Consider the following 15689-nt stretch of genomic DNA (forward strand, 5'->3'; position numbering starts at 1 on the left):
TACCGCACCCTCTGTCACCCCCCTATGTCGCCCCCAAGGAGTACCCCATGTCCTTCAAGGCTTTTCGACGCCTGCTCACCAGTGCCGCGGTGCTGGTGACCGGCACTGCCTGCGCCCTGACCATCGGCGCACCGGCCCACGCCTTCCCACCGGTCCCCGACTTCCCGCAGGTATTCACACCGCCGGGACCCGTCACTTTCCCGCGGGACGAGTCGCCGCATCATCAGCAGCTGGAGTGGTGGTATTTCGTCGGCCACCTCTACGGCACCGACGCGCACGGAGCGAAGCGCGAATTCGGCTATGAGGCAACGGTGTTCCAGCTGTGGCCACTGCCCGTCGGATCCGACGCCATCTACTCCTGGCATTTCGCGATCACCGATGTGAACAAGCAGAAGTTCCGGGTCGAGGACCGCGCGAACCTCACCCCGATTCCGGCTCGCAACGGCGGATTCGGATTCACCGCGCAGGATTGGACGCTCGGCGGAAGCAACCAGAACTACCACATCAAGGCCGCCATGGCCGACCGCGGATACGCCGTCGATCTGCACACCAGCAGTTCCATCCCGTTCGTGGTCCACAACGGCAACGGACTGGTCGACTACAAGGCCGTCGGCAACACCTCGGCGTACTACTCCTCGACCAACCTCGACACCACCGGCACCATCTGGGATCACGGTGAGCCGATCCGGATCACCGGCTCGTCGTGGCAGGATCGCCAGTGGTTCAACAAGACCCAGATGTTCGGCGGCGGATGGAACTGGTTCTCACTGCAATTGGGCGACAACACCCAGTACATGCTGTACTACCTGACCGATCCGTCGACCGGTGCGGTGATCAACAAGATCGGCACCAAGGTGGTCAACGGTGTGCCGACCACCGTCCCCGGCAACCGGATGGGCCTGACCGTGCTGGGCAGCCAACGCAGCCCGTCGTCGGGATTCACCTATCCCACCAAGTGGCGTCTGACCGTCCCTCCGGAACCTTCCGGGTCACCCGCTGGTGCCGCATCAGGAGCTCACCGTCTCCCTGCACCGCACCTACCTCGAGGCGGCGTCGGCGGTCACCGGCCGACTCGACGGACAACCGGTGTCCGGCCGCGCCTACGCCGAGGTCAACCCGTGGGAGGAGCCCTACACGTCACTGCCGTGACCGGACTTCTCACCCTCTTGAGGGGACGACTGCGACGGATTCCGAGCGCCCACCGCGCCGGAACCCGTCGCGGTCGCGTGTGCGCAACGACTCCCGGGCGGGCAGCCCACGCGGATCGCGACCGACATTTGATCCGGACATGCCCCGAGGAGTACATTCGACTGCATGCAGCGTGCGCTCCTTCTCGGTTGCCGCGGCGGGGTCTGATCTGACCGGCCCTCCGTCGCGGGCCTTTCTATGCGCCGGTCACCTCCCCCCTTGACTCTCGGAGAATGACCATCATGGCAGCAGCAGACACTTTCACCTCGGGCGCAAGCCGAATCGTCGAGCCCACCGGCCCGATCCCCGCCGACCAGCCCGCGTGGAACACCCAACGCAATTCCGCGATGCCGGTACACCGCTACCGCCCCTTCGCCGACGAGGTCGAGACCGTCTCGGTACCCGACCGCACCTGGCCCGACAAGGTCATCGACCGCGCACCCGGATGGTGTGCGGTGGACCTCCGCGACGGCAACCAGGCCCTGATCGATCCGATGAGCCCGGCCCGCAAGCGCCGCATGTTCGACCTGCTGGTCCGCATGGGCTACAAGGAGATCGAGGTCGGATTCCCCTCGGCCAGCCAGACCGACTACGACTTCGTCCGCGAGATCATCGAGGACGGCGCCATCCCCGACGACGTCACCATCCAGGTGCTGACCCAGTGTCGTGACGAGCTGATCGAGCGGACCTTCGACGCGTGCCGCGGTGCCGCCAACGTGATCGTGCACTTCTACAACTCCACCTCGATCCTGCAGCGCCGGGTGGTGTTCCGCGCCGACAAGGACAAGATCACCGAGATCGCCACCCACGCCGCCCGCAAGGTGCTCGAGGTGGAGAAGAACTACCCCGACACCAATTGGCGTTACGAGTACTCCCCGGAGTCCTACACCGGCACCGAACTGTCCTACGCCAAAGAGGTCTGCGACGCGGTCACCGAGATCATCGCGCCCACCCCGGAGCGGCCGATGATCATCAATCTGCCGGCCACCGTCGAGATGGCCACCCCGAACGTCTATGCCGACTCCATCGAGTGGATGCACCGCAACCTGGCCCGCCGGGACTCGATCATCCTGAGCCTGCACCCGCACAACGACCGCGGCACCGCGGTCGCGGCGGCCGAACTCGGCTATCAGGCCGGCGCCGACCGCATCGAGGGATGCCTGTTCGGCAACGGCGAGCGCACCGGCAACGTCTGCCTGGTGACCCTCGGCATGAATCTGTTCAGCCGGGGCGTCGACCCGCAGATCAGTTTCTCCGACATCGACGAGATCCGTCGCACCGTCGAGTACTGCAACCAGCTGAACGTTCCCGAGCGTCACCCCTACGGCGGCGATCTGGTCTACACCGCGTTCTCCGGCAGCCATCAGGACGCCATCAACAAGGGCCTCGACCAGATGAAGTACGACGCCGACGCCGATGACGCCGACGTCGACGACATCACCTGGGCGGTCCCCTACCTGCCGATCGACCCCAAGGACGTCGGCCGCAGCTACGAGGCGGTCATCCGCGTCAACAGCCAGTCCGGCAAGGGCGGCGTCGCCTACATCATGAAGACCGACCACGGCATGAATCTGCCCCGGCGCCTGCAGATCGAGTTCAGCCGCGAGATCCAGAAGCTGACCGACGGCGAGGGCGGCGAGGTCGCACCCAAGGAGATGTGGGACGTCTTCGCGCAGGAGTATCTGCTGCCGATCCGGCCGCTGGAACGGATGCGCCAGAAGGTCGACGCGGCCGAGGTCGACGGCGGCGAGGACCGCATCACCGTCGTGGTCAAGGTCGACGGCGTGGAGAAGGAGATCTCCGGCTCCGGCAACGGTCCGCTCGACGCCTTCGTCGATGCGCTGGGCACCGTCGGATTCGATCTGCGCATCCTCGACTACAGCGAACACGCGATGACCGCCGGCGGTGACGCCAACGCGGCCTGCTACGTCGAGGCCGAGATCGACGGCGAAACCGTATGGGGGGTCGGCGTCGCCTCCTCCATCACCACCGCATCACTGCGCGCCGTCGTCTCCGCCGTCAACCGCGCACATCGGGTGGCAGCACCGGCCGACGAGGCCGGCGACACCGCACCACGCACCTGGGCCCCGTAGGCCGCAGGTCACACCGTAAGTTCCCAGGTCACACCGAGATCCCCGGGTCACATCGACCCTCACATCAGAAACCACCGGCGCGGGCGATCCCCGACGCCGGAGCCACCGAGCGCGGTTACGTCGCCGTCATCGCGCGTGGCACGGAATGGGCCGGACACTTCCTTGCGCGAGAAACCCTCGCGAATGTGTCCGGCCCTTTGCCGATTCGCCGGGATCGATCCCGGGTTCTCATCCCTTACGCATGACGACCCGCGACCGCCCCGACTCCACACTGGAACGAGCACATTCCCGTTGCCCCGTCGTGAGGAGCCGGACCATTGCACGCTGCGGACATGGGCCCCATCGACTACCTGGTGATCGAATTGGCACCGGGTACCGAGGAACTGCCCACCCGGATCGGTGAGACGCTGGCGCGGATGATCGCCTCGGGCATGGTGCGGATTCTGGATCTGCTACTGGTCCATCATGATCGGGACACCGGGTTGTCGGTCCGCGAGTACGAGGACGTCGGCGCCACGCTCCCCGCGGAACTCGGTGGTTCACTCGCCGAGATTCTCGCGCTCGAAGATCTCGACAATCTGGCTCCCGCGATCGAACCGGGCCGCAGCGCGGCAATCCTGGTGTGGGAGTACGTCTGTGCCCGGCAACTCATCGACGCGGCCGCCGCGTCGGATGCCCAGTTGGTCGCGCAGGGACGAATCCCGTTGCGCGCCATCGTGTCCTCGCTGTCCTGCGATGAGTGACAGGTGGGCCGCGCCCATCTCGGACCGCGGTCAGAGCAGGCGACGCTCCCGCGCCCGGTCGACCGCGTCGCGCCGGGTGGACACCCCGAGTTTGCGATAGATCGACTGCTGGTGGGTCTTGACGGTGTTGACGGAGACGAAGAGGTCCGCGGCGATCTCGGATGCCTTGTACATCGTCGGGAGATACCTCAGCACCGCCAACTCACGCTCGGTGAGCAGTTGTTCGGGCGCCACCGCATCCGGATCGGCCGGTGGTGGGGACGCCGCGGCGGTGTCGTCGCCGCAGAGTTCGAGGATGCGATCGACCACCTCGACATGTTTGCCGGTCAGCAACCGGTATCGCGCCACGATGGGGCCGATGTCGGCGGACCACGCCGCGAACGGGCGCACCGATCCGGTGGTACCGGCGACCGCGATCGCCTCCCCGATCCGGTCGAGGGCCTGGGCGTCGCGACGGCACCGGGCGGCCGCGACGGCGGCGACCACCATGGCCTCGCACTGCTGGATCGGATAGTCGCGGTACTTCGTCGACGGCCCGAGGATCGCTGCGACGTCGTTCGGCTTCGCCGACGCCAATGCGACCTCGGCGGTGACGACCCGTTCGAGGACGCCCGCGAGTCCCCAGTCCTGCGGCATCGGTGGCAGGCTTTCCCGGGCACCCTCGACGTCCCCGTGGACCAGGTGCAGCCGGATGAGGACCACGCACATCCACCGCCGGAGCAGGTCGGGCAGCGCGCCGGCGCGCGACCGCAGGACGGCCAGGCGATCGGCGGCGGTCCGGGCGGCGTCGGCGTCACCGGCGGCCACCGCCACCCAGATCGCGTAGATCTCCACGATCATCAGGGCGGCGATGTCGGTGACCGGTTCCCCGGCCACCCGCGCGCGCCGCACATGCTCCCACGCCTCCTCGAGGTGTCCGGTGTGCAGGGCTGCGGCAATGCACACCGCATGCGAGATGAGCACCTGAGGTTGCCTGCTCCAGCCCCGTCGGCCGGCCTGCTCCAACGTGGCGCGCGCCCGCCGACCGGCCTCGGCCAGATGACCGTCGATCAGATCCAGCAGCGACAGGTAACCCGACGCCGCGATGGCCACCAACCCCATGCCCTGATCGACGGCCTGATCTCGGCAGCCTTCCAGCATCCCGCGTGCCTCGACCAACCGGCCCTGCAGCAGGTTCCCGATCCCCAGGTTGTTGGTCGCGAGCACCAGGTAGGCGGGCGCGGCCGGGATGTGACCCGGTTCGACCTCGCCGATGACCTGCCGGATCTGCTCGGCCCGCACCGTGAGATCGGCGATGGTGTGGAACCGGGCGAGCACCATCCGGGCCACCGCGACCACGATCCGGGCGCTCGACACGAGTTCAGCGTCGGGATGAACCGCGCCGTCGGCCAGCATCCGCTCGACGGCGTCCGCGTACTGGCCCATCAGCAGGTAATCGCGTCGGTGATAGGCCAGCACGACGCCGATGATCTGCTCCGCCACGGTGGCCGGGAGGCCCGGCTTGTCGTCGACCTGCTGGAGCGTCGCCGCCAGATCGGCCGCGCGCGCGGTGAGCATCAGGGGAATTGCATACCCCCCGAGCACCCGCGCCGCCTGGGCCCGATCGTCAGCCGCGATCAGGTGCCCGACGGCGGCCACGTGATCACCGTGGTCGAGATACCAGTGCGCCGCGCGGCGATGCAGTTCGGGAACGCTGTCGGGCACTTCGGTCTGCAGCCGATCGCCGAGCAACTCCCGGAGCATCGGGTGGTAGCGGAACCAGTCCGGGCGGTCGGCGAGGCGCACCGTCAGCGCGTTGTCGGCCACCATCTGCTCGAGAACACGGCGGCCGTCGTCGCGGCCGGTGAGGGCATGCGCCAGCGATGCATCGACCTCCGGGACGAGCGAGGTCGCCAGGAGGAATCGCCGGTCGCTGGACGACAGCCCCGCCAAGACCTCCTCGAGGAGATAGGCGGCCACCAGGCGGTTGTGACCGCTGAACTGCCACAGCGCGTCTCGACTGGCCACCTCGACCGGTGAGCCGCGGCCCAGCAGCGCCAGCCGCAGACCGGCGGGCCACCCCTGGGTGCGTTCGCCGAGCACACCGAGTTCGGCCTCGGACAGACCCATCCCGTCACACAGCTGCCGGGTCTCGACACTGGTGAATGCCAGGTCTTCGGCGGTGATCTCGGTGACGGCACCGTCGAGCTGACGCCGTCGTAGGCGCAGTCTGGGCCAGGTCCGGCCGATCAGGATCAGCCGCAGCCGATGCTCACACGCGTCGAGCAGCCGGATGATCGATTCGTTGACGTCGGTATCGGTGATCAGATGGACATCGTCGATGACGACGATCACCGGGGTGCTGCCCGCCGCCAGGACATCGCTGATCCGATCGACGTCGCCGAGGCCGAAATCGGGGCCCGGGGCGATCAGGTCGAGACCGTCGTCGTATCCGGACACTCGGGCCACCCGGAAGGCCGCGAGCATATCGGTCCAGAACGACGGCAGGTCGGCGTCGGGATCGGCGGTCAACCACACCACCGGCCACGGCGCATCCTCGGCCCACGCGGCCACGGCGAGGGTCTTGCCGTAGCCCGGCCCGGCGCAGACCACGGTGATCGGTCCCTCGATACCGGCGATCAGTGCGGCGTCGAGGCGGGGCCGGTCGACCAGAACCGGCGGAACCGCCGGACGCGACACCCGCAAGCGCGAGCGGGCGCCGCCGATGCCAGTTTCTGTCACAACCCGTCCCGAGGAGATCGCCGGATACTTCCGGCCAGATCTTACGCACCGACGACCACATCCACCCGGGTTCATCAACCTCGCGGGTTCATCCACCTCGGATGACGACCCGATCCGGGCATCCCGCCCATGATGGACACACCAGCACGATCTCATCAGTCGAGGAGAACCCATGACGATGCGTCCCTCACGAGGCACCCGGCATGCGGTGATCGGCCATCCGGTCGGCCGGGCACGCCCGGTTCCCGCCGCCGGCGACACGATCGCCAAGGCCATCGAACGTCGTGCCACCAGGGTCGACGGAGCATCCCGGGGTGCGCCCACCTGACGGGTGCGCCCACCTGACGGGTGCGCCCACCTGACGGGTGCGCCCGGGAAGGACAGGACCGGAACCGATCGTCCGGCTCAGACGTCGGCGACCGCGGTCACCTCACCACGCTCGATCGCCGCGACGAACGCAGCGTGATCGCCGGTATTGACCTTGGCGTACCGGGTGGCGAACCGACGGATCGCCTTGTCGAACTCGGCGGTCTCGCCGAGGTATGCCGAAATCGCGACGGCGTCGCCGGATCGGCCGTGGCCGTAGGCGAGCACCCGGGCACACACCCGGCCGTAGGCATACAACCCCTTCTGGTCCAGGGCCTCGATGACGAAGGAACCCTTGCCGTCGCGAAGTTGACGGAGGTAGAAGTCACGTTGCGTGCCGTCGAGGCCGGGCCCACCGTTCCACCCCAGGAAGACATCGCTGACCGCCTGGATCAGCTTTTGCCCGTGAACGACGCGCTGGCCCTCGTTGTCATAGGTCGGCCCGTCGAGATATCCCGCGAGCACCGAACGCTGGGCCTCCTTGGCCTGCAGTAGCAGCGGATCGCCGGAATCCTTGCCCTGCAGCAACAGAACCCACGCCTGCGTGCCCACACTGCCCACCCCGACGACCTTGCGCGCCATGCGCACGAACTCGAAACGATCGAGCAGGACCTGATGATGCGGCTCCATCGTCGCCCGGAAGTCGACGTACCGGCGTGCGATCTCGTCGTAGAACCCCGGCGCGGACTCACCGAGCAGATTCTCGATGGGAACGATCAACGGGGGCTGATCGACGAACTCGAGGGCGCCGTCGACGACGGTCGTCAGCTTGCTCAACGCCTGCAGGCTGTCGCGCCGCCACGCCTTCTTGATGGTGCGTTGGACCTCCTTGGCCGACTTCGGATCCAGATAAGGGCTCAGCAGTGCCAGATCGGGCGTCGGAATGGCATGGCTGTACCAGGCCTTGAGGGTCCCGGTGGTCGCGAGATCGGCCATCGTGGTGCGGTATTCGGTGGCGCAGCCCTGCGCGATCTCCTTCGCGGCCTTCGGCGAGAACCCGTTGCCCAATGCCGCCACCACCAGACTGGCGGCCAATCGCTTCACGTCCCATTCGAACGGACCGGGATACGTCTCATCGAAATCGTTGACGTCAAACGTCAGTTGCCGTTCCGGGGTGGCGTACAGGCCGAAGTTGCTCAGATGCGCGTCACCGCAGAGTTGCACGGTCAGACCGGAATTCGGGGTCCGGGCCAGATCGTCGGCCATCACCAGGGCCGCACCGCGATAGAAGGTGAACGGTGTCCGCGCCATTCGGCCATGGCGGATCGGCACCAACTCGGCTACCCGGGTGGCTGCCTGACCCATCAGCAGACCGATCGGATCGCGGTCGGTGCCGTCGCCGAGATCGGCGAGATCGGCCACCGCGACACGGTCGGCCGCCGCGCGCCCGACGGCCTCCCGGGCGGTCACACTCAGGTGGCGTGCCGGCTCGACCACTACATCCGGAGCACTCATGGCATGTCCGTTCTCATCGGTGGTGAGTGACGCGAGATCGATCCCGCGCCATCAGGATGCGAGGATGCGCTGCTTCTCCGCGGCGAACTCGGCCTCGGTCAGAACTCCCTGCGCGTGCAGATCCGCGAGCTGCTTCAATTCGGCGATGCGGTCGGCATTCGACGCCGCCGGGGCCGGCGGCGGTGCCTGCTGAACATACTGCGGTTCGGGCTGCGCGTACTGCTGCTGCTGGTCGTAGCTCTGACGGGCCCACCGTTCACCCTGGCGACGAGACACCCTGTTGGACACCGCCGTTGCGGTGCCGGCGACGACGGCGGTACGTGCCATTCCACGTAAGAGTCCGGGCATGATCTTCTCCTTGAATTCTGTTCGGGCCGGGTCGAATTCGGCCGGCTTGTCAGTTCTCGGCGGCCTCGAGCGCTTCAACCAGGTCGGTGACCGGAATCCGTCCGGACGCGACGGGCCGAGCCCCGGTCCGCAACAGTGCCGTGGCAAACGGTGCGGCCCAATGATTTTCATAGACGATGATGGCAGCGGCATGGCCCGGCTCCAGGACCGTGCCCGCCTCGGCGACATCGTCGTCGCCGATGAGTCCCGATGACGCCTCGGCGAACAGTGCGATATCGAGGTCACCGTCGAGGTCGAGGTCGGCGATGTCGATGCCGACCACGCCATCGGCGGTGCGTCGGACGAAGGCCAGATCGAGGACACGGATGATGTCACGGTCGACGAGATCGCGGAGATGCCCCAGCGCGCTGCCGTCGAAGTGTGCGTCTGCCGGGAATTCGACGACGAGGTAATCGATCGGACCGATCTCGGCGTCGACGTCGGTGATCTCACTGTCTGCTGAAGTCATGGTTCTCAGCCTCTCATCGCCCGGAACTACGCGGCATCATCCTACCGGTATGACAACAGCCGGCTGTGGTAATCCACCACGCCGCCACCAGGTGATCTCATCCGGTCCGGGTGATCCGCGTGCGCGCACGGGCATCGCACGATAGACCGGTAAACGACCATCGTCGGGTCCGCCATGGCCCGAGATCGTGAGGGAGACTCGTCATGTGGAATTCGTTCTGGGACTTCATCTGGGGCATGGTGGTGATCTTCGCGTTCGTCGCGTACCTGCTCGTGCTGTTCTACATCCTGAGCGATCTGTTCCGAGACCGGAAGCTCTCGGGCTGGTTCAAGGCGATCTGGATCATCTTCCTGATCGTCATCCCGTATCTGACCGCACTGGTGTATCTCATCGCCCGCGGGCGCGGGATGACCGAACGCACCATCGCCGCGCAGCAACAGGTGCAGCAGCAGACCGACGACTACATCCGCAACGTCGCAGGCAAGTCATCGACGGAGCAGATCGCCGATGCCAAGGCGCTGCTGGATTCCGGCACCATCACACCGCAGGAGTTCGAGGCACTCAAGGCGAAAGCACTCGCGTAACCCTGCCGCCGACGACCTCACGACGCTCGCGCGCGGTCGGCGGGATCGGCACATCAGCGTCGCGATACCCCTGGACGATCCGGATCGGGTGGTCGTATCCGGCGACCGGAACTACCACGAAGCGGCGCAACGCGGCCGCGAAGACCGGATCGTCGAGCGGACGCGAGACGAGTTGATCGGTGCGTCATCTGCCCGGCGATGACGGTGGCCGGACTCCCGCCCGGATACTCCGGGGCCACGACCCGGCGACGACACCGGTCAACCGGTCGCGATCAGCGCTGTGACGAGGACAGATGTGAACGTCGACTACACTGTTCGGCGCGGCGCCGTCGGCATGTCACACTCCTTGTTTACGAGTGAGTACCCACACCAACCCGCCCTCCTGGGTGGAACATCTGCGCTTTCCGCGGACAATTGAGTGACATGACATCAATGGGAATCCTCGCGCTCAGCATGCTAGTCGTCCTCGTCGCCTGCGCCGCGGGAATCGGCGCGCTCATCGGCATCATCGCCGATTCGGCCCGCACGTCCACCTCCGCACCGACTCCCGGCGCCGAACTCAACCCCGTTCCCACCGCTGCCGCCTGACCCGGCGCCCCACACTCAGACCGTCAGATCTCGTACTCCACCCGCCGCCCCTGCACATAAACCTCGGCGATCGCGGGTTCCCGCATTCCGAGCAGCAGCGCGAACAGCGTCTGATCCCGCGCCAATTCCGGATCGTCGGATCGAATTCCGTGGTCCAGCAACGACTGCAGCGGCGCCCAGCGCTCGGGTTCGATCACCACGAAATCCGCCTCCTTTCCCTCGTCGAAGTTGCCGAATCGCGCCTCGGCATCGAGTGCCCGCGCGCCGGCCAGCGTGCCGGTGAACAGGAGCTGCGCCGGATGCAATGCCACGCTCGCGTCTCCCGGTTCGGAGATATGCACCTTGAACGCATCGGCGAGCACCTGCGGTATCAGCCACTCATCTCCTGCGCCACAATCACTTCCGGCCGCGACGGTGATCCCGGCCGCGATGGTCCGCCGCCACGGCATCGTCCCCGACCCGAGGAACTGTTGAGACGTCGGACAATGCGCGATCGACGTCCCGGTCTGCGCCATCCGCGTCAGCTCGGCGTCGGTGCAGTGCACCGCATGAGCCATGATCGTGCGCCGGCCCAGGAGACTCTCACCCCCGCGGCGTGACCCGGGCAGGAACTTGCCATCATAGGTGTCCAGGTAGCTGTCAACCGCGAAAAGCGTTTTCACCGTGTCGATCTCACCAGTATGCGGACGATTGTTCTCGTTCAGGTGGGTGTGTACGTAGACGCCTTGATCGGCGACCGACGCGTAGAGATCGCCCAACGCACGCAGCGTCTCGGTGGTCACCGACAAGGTGAACCGGGGCACAATGGCGGTGTGGCGCAACGCCGTCGACGGATCGCCGGTGTCCGACGCGTGCCAGCGGTCGATCTCCGCCATCGTCAACGCGATCGCGTCGGACTCCGAAGTCATCAGGGGCTCAGCCGAATCCGGACCCGTCGTTTGAATCCCCCGGCCGCTGACGATGCGGAGGCCCGCGCGCTGCGTCTCGGTGAACAACGCATCCTGCGCCACCGGAAAGGCCGAGCCGAACACCATCGCCGCGGTTGTTCCGGCCCGGATCCGGCGGGCAGTGAAATCCCGTGCGACACGTCGGGCGAACTCCGGGTCGGCCAAACGGGCCTCGGCGGGAAAGATGCAGGTGTTCAGCCACTCCAGCAACTGACCGCCGCCGTAGGCGTCGAGGGAGTAGGTCTGCGGGAAGTGGATGTGGGTGTCGACGAAACCGGGGAGCAGGAAGGCCGCTCCGTGATCGATGACCGGGTGCGCGCGGTACTCATCCGGCACGTCGCCGCGGGACCCCGAGAACAGGATGACCCCGGTGCCGTCGTCGACAACCAGCGCGCCGTCGGGGATGTCGACGAGTGCGGCCACGGCGTCGTCGACAACGGGGCTCCCGGCGATGTGGACGATGTGCCCGAGGTGCGTGCTCATCGTCCAACCGAAGCACAACCCCGCGGGTTCGGCGCGCCGAGCGAAGGCGACCGGTCGGAGGTGACCGGATGGAGGTGACCGGGTCAGATGACGTGGCCGTCCCATTCGTGGTCGTGCATGAATCCCTCGGCCAGACCGACGCGGTATTTCACGCAGCTCCGCACGATGCCGAGGTAGGCGGCGGGCAACAACAATCCCGGTTTCCGGTCGCCGGGCACCCCGATGACATCGTCGAATCCACGCAGATCACGGAAGTACTCCCGCATGGTGCGGCCCTGCCTCGCATCCTTGCGCCACCCGAAGATCGACATGCCGACCTTGATCATGGTGTGTACGTCGTCGTCGGGGACGATGACCTCGGTGTTCTCGCCGAAGAATGCACGATCGAGCCGGTTGTGTGGACGGAACATCATGATCCCGCTGGTGGCGCGCGGGTTGCATTCGATGCAGTAGAGCCCCTTGTCGGGATGATCGATGAAGTCGAACCCGACCTGACCGGTGAAGTCGGTACCGGCGAGGAAGTCGGTCACCCAATCCACGATCCCCTGGTGGTGGGCCGAGACGAACGACAGGCAGGAGCTGCCGCCGATCGCATATTCCACCGGATAGGTCGCGTGCGCAAAGATCCGCCCCTCCCGCACCACTGAGTAGGTGCAGTAACGATCGCCGGTGAGCCACTCCTGCGCCAGCCACGGATTGCTCGGGTCGTGGTCGAGCCAGTCCATCGGATCGCCGGGGTAGACCTTGTGCACCTTCTGCGAGCCCCGCGAATAGCACTTCTTCACCGCGAACGGGCCGGTGAAGTCGAGTTGCCCGATGTCCTCCGGCCCCCGAAGTTCGGCGAACTTCAGGGTCGGCACACCGCGATCGGCCAACATCACCTGGAAATCGAATTTGTTGTGCAGCCGGTTCTCGAGTTCGAAGTCGGAGAGGAACAATTCGCATTCGGGCGGGAAGAGTCCACGCATCATCGAGAGGATGTCGGTTTCCTCATGAATCGGGATGACGATGTCCACCGCATCCTCGACGACGATCCGCGCGAGCTCACGACAGTATTTCTGCGGTTCAAACTTCGGCGGTGGTACCAGGTGAAAGCCGTGAACCGCGGTGGACGCCCGGGTGAGGGCAACCGGAATCGAGTCCACCGTCGTCACCCGATGTCCGCCGGCTGCGAGCAGTCGCGCCAGGTTCAGGGTCAGAAACGATCGGCCGAAGGTGATGAGCACATGCTTACCGGTGGGGGCCACGTCGCGAGTCTAGGGCGTCCTCCTCATCGGGGCGGACACCCGGTGCGGGCCCAACCGGATCGGTGACCGGCACCGCGTGTCGATCGTTTGCAAAAATTGATGAGCCGTTGTCGGTGCGACCCGGCATACTCGGACGCAGGGGTCCGGAATACCGGGACCGCGATGGCTGTTGCAGTCTTTCGCGTTGTTAAGTTGATGTTGCCGGTCGTCCACGACCGGATCTCGACGGCAGATCCGATGTCGTCGTGCAGTGGGTGGAGGTGATGGAGATGCTGTTTGTCGTCGGCGTCATCTCCGCATGCCTCGCCGCCGTCGCATACGGCATGTCGACGGTCCTGCGGGCGCTCGGCGCCCGGCGGGTCGCGCAGACCGCCCGTGAGGACGGCATCGAGGACACCAACCCGGCCGGTGGACCGTCGTTGCAGTCGACGATGTCCACCCTCGTCGACCCCTCGTTCATCCTGGGAACGGTCATGGTGATCGTCGGCTTCGCCGGCGGGGCGGTGGCTGCGCGGTTCCTGCCGCTGTTCCTCTCCCAGACGATCGTCTCGGCCAATCTCGTCGTCACCGCGCTGCTGGGGACGATCATGCTCAACATCGCCCTGCACACCCGCGACTGGGTGTCGATCTGGCTGGTCGTCTTCTCCCTGTGTCTGCTCGGTTTCTCCTCGTCACATACGACCGGTGATGGCCAGGCCCACTCGATCCACTGGGGTCTGTTCGTCGCGACGCTGGTGTTGTCGTCGCTGGCGTTGCTCGGTGTCTACCGGCTGGGTCGCCACGGCGCGATCGTCGGGGGCGCCATGGCCGGCCTGCTCTTCGGCGTCATCGCGATCGCCGTGCGCATCCTCGACGGCGTCCACCCCTTCGATCTCAAGGTGCTGCTCCTCGATCCGGCGGCGTGGACCATCGCCGTCGCCGGCGCGGCCGGATTCTTCGTGCAAACCGTCGCCCTGCAACTCGGTGCGGTCAACGGCGTCACCGCGGTCCTCGTCGTCGGTGAGACCGCGGGACCGAGCCTGGTCGGGGTGCTGTTCCTCGGCGACACCGCCAAGGAAGGTCTGGGCTGGCTGGCCGTCGTCGGATTCATCGGCGCGGTGATCGGTGCGGTCCTCGTCGCCTGGTACGGCTCCGGCGATCCCGACCACTTCGGCGAGGCACCGCCGATGAAGGGCGGCTGGCGACGCGGACGGGAGAATGACGACCTCGACACCGCGGAGCGCGACGCCGCCGGGGTGACGAGCGACGGGTCGACGACCGCCGCGGTGAGCACCGACACCGACGACGAGGTCAGCGAGGACCAGTTCTGCGACGCCGACTTCACCCTGGTGGAGGACGATCTGGAAGCCGACCTGGGTGTCACCGGCGATCAGCGGGTGGCCCGTCCCGGCGGTAACGGACCGCGCCGCACCCCGTGACGCCTCACCCCGTGAACCGGCTGCACGCTTGACACCGACCGATGGCGCCGACAGCGTGGTGACCATGTCCACGACCACATCCGCCGCCCGCCGCGCCTACGACACCCTCGAACCCTTCCACGTCCTGGCCTACTTCAGTCCGGCCCTGGCCGGCGCGCACGAGGCGACCGGCCTGAACGCGCATGCCTTCTACGTGGGTGCGCGTGCCGCACCGATGGGTCCGTGCGCGGCGTCGGTGGTGACTGCCGCCTTCGTCAACTTCGCCCCCGATTCGATCGCCAAGAGTTGGGCCAAGGCGCTCGAGGTCGGCCTCGACCGGGTGTCGCAGGCCCGTGACCGGATGCTCGATGAACAATTGCGCGACATCTGGGGCGAGGGCGTCGACGACGACGCGATCGCCGCGGCCGCCGATGTGTTCGCCGAGGCGGCGCAGACCCTGCCGTACTCGGGTCGTCCGCTCGCCGCCGCGTGGGCCGCGGCCCCGGCACCCACGCCGCCGCACCTGCGGCTGTGGCATACGTTCGCCGTGCTGCGAGAGTGGCGCGGCGACAACCACATTGCCGCGCTGGTGGTTCACGGGCTGGGCGGACTCGACGCCGCGGTATTCCACGAGGCGGCACTGCCCGATCCCACCGTCACGCGCCGGGTGCTGGGCCGGGATCTGACGCTGCTCACCCGCGGCTGGTCGGCGCAGGAGTGGGAGGAATCGGTGGATCGTCTTGTCGCCCAAGGGCTCGCCGAACGCACCGGTTCCGATACCGATCCCGGTCACCGCCTCACCTCCGACGGCGCCGCCATCTACGACGACATCGAGGCGCAGACCGACGCCCTCGGTGAGCAGCTGTGGTCGCGTCCGGAGCTGTCGGAGACCGTCACCGCCCTGCGCCCGTACGTGAAGTCCGTCATCGACGCCGGGGTCCTGCCCGGCACCCGGAAGAAGTAGCCCGGAAGAAGTAGCCGGCGAAATCGGCGATCTCGATCCGCCGGCGGGTGTGGTGGG

General features: G+C 66.9%; 14 protein-coding genes. 8 read left to right on the top strand and 6 right to left on the bottom strand.

Going from position 1 to position 15689, the window contains the following annotated elements; genetic code table 11:
* Positions 1-47 precede the first annotated feature (47 nt).
* The 3 genes from ABLE94_RS06960 to ABLE94_RS06970 all read left to right on the top strand — a co-directional run bounded on the left by ABLE94_RS06960 (position 48) and on the right by ABLE94_RS06970 (position 4024).
* Positions 48-1361 (top strand): lipocalin-like domain-containing protein, encoded by a 1314-nt coding sequence (locus tag ABLE94_RS06960; protein ID WP_348808410.1) that lies wholly within the window; start codon positions 48-50, stop codon positions 1359-1361.
* Positions 1362-1430: 69 nt separating this feature from the next.
* On the top strand, positions 1431-3281 hold the full coding sequence (gene leuA / locus ABLE94_RS06965) for a 2-isopropylmalate synthase (RefSeq protein ID WP_348808411.1): 1851 nt from the start codon (positions 1431-1433) through the stop codon (positions 3279-3281).
* Between the two features lie 332 nt (positions 3282-3613).
* Positions 3614-4024: a DUF6325 family protein gene (locus ABLE94_RS06970; RefSeq protein WP_348808412.1), complete on the top strand. Its 411-nt coding sequence runs from the start codon at positions 3614-3616 to the stop codon at positions 4022-4024.
* Between the two features lie 30 nt (positions 4025-4054).
* Here ABLE94_RS06970 and ABLE94_RS06975 read toward each other — a convergent pair whose 3' ends face one another.
* On the bottom strand, positions 4055-6745 hold the full coding sequence (locus tag ABLE94_RS06975; protein ID WP_348808413.1) for a winged helix-turn-helix domain-containing protein: 2691 nt from the start codon (positions 6743-6745) through the stop codon (positions 4055-4057).
* 172 nt (positions 6746-6917) lie between these two features.
* Here ABLE94_RS06975 and ABLE94_RS06980 point away from each other — a divergent pair, with 172 nt between their 5' ends.
* On the top strand, positions 6918-7073 hold the full coding sequence (locus ABLE94_RS06980) for a hypothetical protein (RefSeq protein WP_348806143.1): 156 nt from the start codon (positions 6918-6920) through the stop codon (positions 7071-7073).
* Positions 7074-7150: 77 nt separating this feature from the next.
* Here the strand turns inward: ABLE94_RS06980 and ABLE94_RS06985 are convergent, their stop codons facing one another.
* Genes ABLE94_RS06985 through ABLE94_RS06995 form a run of 3 tightly spaced genes read right to left on the bottom strand, consistent with a single transcriptional unit; the run spans position 7151 to position 9401 of the window.
* Positions 7151-8566, bottom strand: coding sequence for a DUF2252 domain-containing protein (locus ABLE94_RS06985; RefSeq protein ID WP_348808414.1), 1416 nt, complete (start codon positions 8564-8566; stop codon positions 7151-7153).
* Positions 8567-8617: 51 nt separating this feature from the next.
* Entirely contained in the window at positions 8618-8914 is a 297-nt protein-coding gene (locus tag ABLE94_RS06990) for an SHOCT domain-containing protein (RefSeq protein ID WP_348808415.1), read from the bottom strand.
* Between the two features lie 49 nt (positions 8915-8963).
* On the bottom strand, positions 8964-9401 hold the full coding sequence (locus ABLE94_RS06995; RefSeq protein WP_348808470.1) for a DUF6325 family protein: 438 nt from the start codon (positions 9399-9401) through the stop codon (positions 8964-8966).
* 224 nt (positions 9402-9625) lie between these two features.
* Here ABLE94_RS06995 and ABLE94_RS07000 point away from each other — a divergent pair, with 224 nt between their 5' ends.
* Entirely contained in the window at positions 9626-10006 is a 381-nt protein-coding gene (locus ABLE94_RS07000) for an SHOCT domain-containing protein (RefSeq protein ID WP_348808416.1), read from the top strand.
* A gap of 423 nt (positions 10007-10429) precedes the next feature.
* The gene (locus tag ABLE94_RS07005) at positions 10430-10594 is read left to right on the top strand and encodes a hypothetical protein (RefSeq protein WP_348808417.1); all 165 of its coding nucleotides are present in this window, start codon (positions 10430-10432) and stop codon (positions 10592-10594) included.
* A gap of 23 nt (positions 10595-10617) precedes the next feature.
* On the opposite strand, the gene ABLE94_RS07010 is transcribed toward ABLE94_RS07005, so the two are convergent.
* Positions 10618-12024 (bottom strand): amidohydrolase family protein, encoded by a 1407-nt coding sequence (locus ABLE94_RS07010; protein ID WP_348808418.1) that lies wholly within the window; start codon positions 12022-12024, stop codon positions 10618-10620.
* An 83-nt stretch (positions 12025-12107) separates the two neighbouring features.
* The gene (locus tag ABLE94_RS07015) at positions 12108-13271 is read right to left on the bottom strand and encodes an ATP-grasp domain-containing protein (RefSeq protein WP_348808419.1); all 1164 of its coding nucleotides are present in this window, start codon (positions 13269-13271) and stop codon (positions 12108-12110) included.
* Between the two features lie 269 nt (positions 13272-13540).
* Between ABLE94_RS07015 and ABLE94_RS07020 the strand changes: the two genes are divergently transcribed.
* Together ABLE94_RS07020 and ABLE94_RS07025 are read left to right on the top strand one after the other, a co-directional pair.
* The gene (locus ABLE94_RS07020; RefSeq protein WP_348808471.1) at positions 13541-14689 is read left to right on the top strand and encodes a DMT family transporter; all 1149 of its coding nucleotides are present in this window, start codon (positions 13541-13543) and stop codon (positions 14687-14689) included.
* A gap of 58 nt (positions 14690-14747) precedes the next feature.
* On the top strand, positions 14748-15632 hold the full coding sequence (locus ABLE94_RS07025; protein WP_425476160.1) for an SCO6745 family protein: 885 nt from the start codon (positions 14748-14750) through the stop codon (positions 15630-15632).
* Positions 15633-15689: the final 57 nt, after the last annotated feature.

It is taken from the genome of Gordonia sp. VNK1, from assembly GCF_040049135.1.
GTDB classification, from domain to species: Bacteria; Actinomycetota; Actinomycetes; order Mycobacteriales; family Mycobacteriaceae; genus Gordonia; species Gordonia oleivorans.

Excerpts from the sequence above, each read along its gene's own strand:
- leuA (WP_348808411.1), top strand. The coding sequence starts at position 1,431 with ATGGCAGCAGCAGACACTTTCACCTCGGGCGCAAGCCGAATCGTCGAG.
- ABLE94_RS06960 (WP_348808410.1), top strand. The coding sequence starts at position 48 with ATGTCCTTCAAGGCTTTTCGACGCCTGCTCACCAGTGCCGCGGTGCTG.
- ABLE94_RS07020 (WP_348808471.1), top strand. The coding sequence starts at position 13,541 with ATGCTGTTTGTCGTCGGCGTCATCTCCGCATGCCTCGCCGCCGTCGCA.
- ABLE94_RS06985 (WP_348808414.1), bottom strand. The coding sequence starts at position 8,566 with ATGAGTGCTCCGGATGTAGTGGTCGAGCCGGCACGCCACCTGAGTGTG.
- ABLE94_RS06990 (WP_348808415.1), bottom strand. The coding sequence starts at position 8,914 with ATGCCCGGACTCTTACGTGGAATGGCACGTACCGCCGTCGTCGCCGGC.
- ABLE94_RS07005 (WP_348808417.1), top strand. The coding sequence starts at position 10,430 with ATGACATCAATGGGAATCCTCGCGCTCAGCATGCTAGTCGTCCTCGTC.
- ABLE94_RS06980 (WP_348806143.1), top strand. The coding sequence starts at position 6,918 with ATGACGATGCGTCCCTCACGAGGCACCCGGCATGCGGTGATCGGCCAT.
- ABLE94_RS06970 (WP_348808412.1), top strand. The coding sequence starts at position 3,614 with ATGGGCCCCATCGACTACCTGGTGATCGAATTGGCACCGGGTACCGAG.
- ABLE94_RS07000 (WP_348808416.1), top strand. The coding sequence starts at position 9,626 with ATGTGGAATTCGTTCTGGGACTTCATCTGGGGCATGGTGGTGATCTTC.
- ABLE94_RS07010 (WP_348808418.1), bottom strand. The coding sequence starts at position 12,024 with ATGAGCACGCACCTCGGGCACATCGTCCACATCGCCGGGAGCCCCGTT.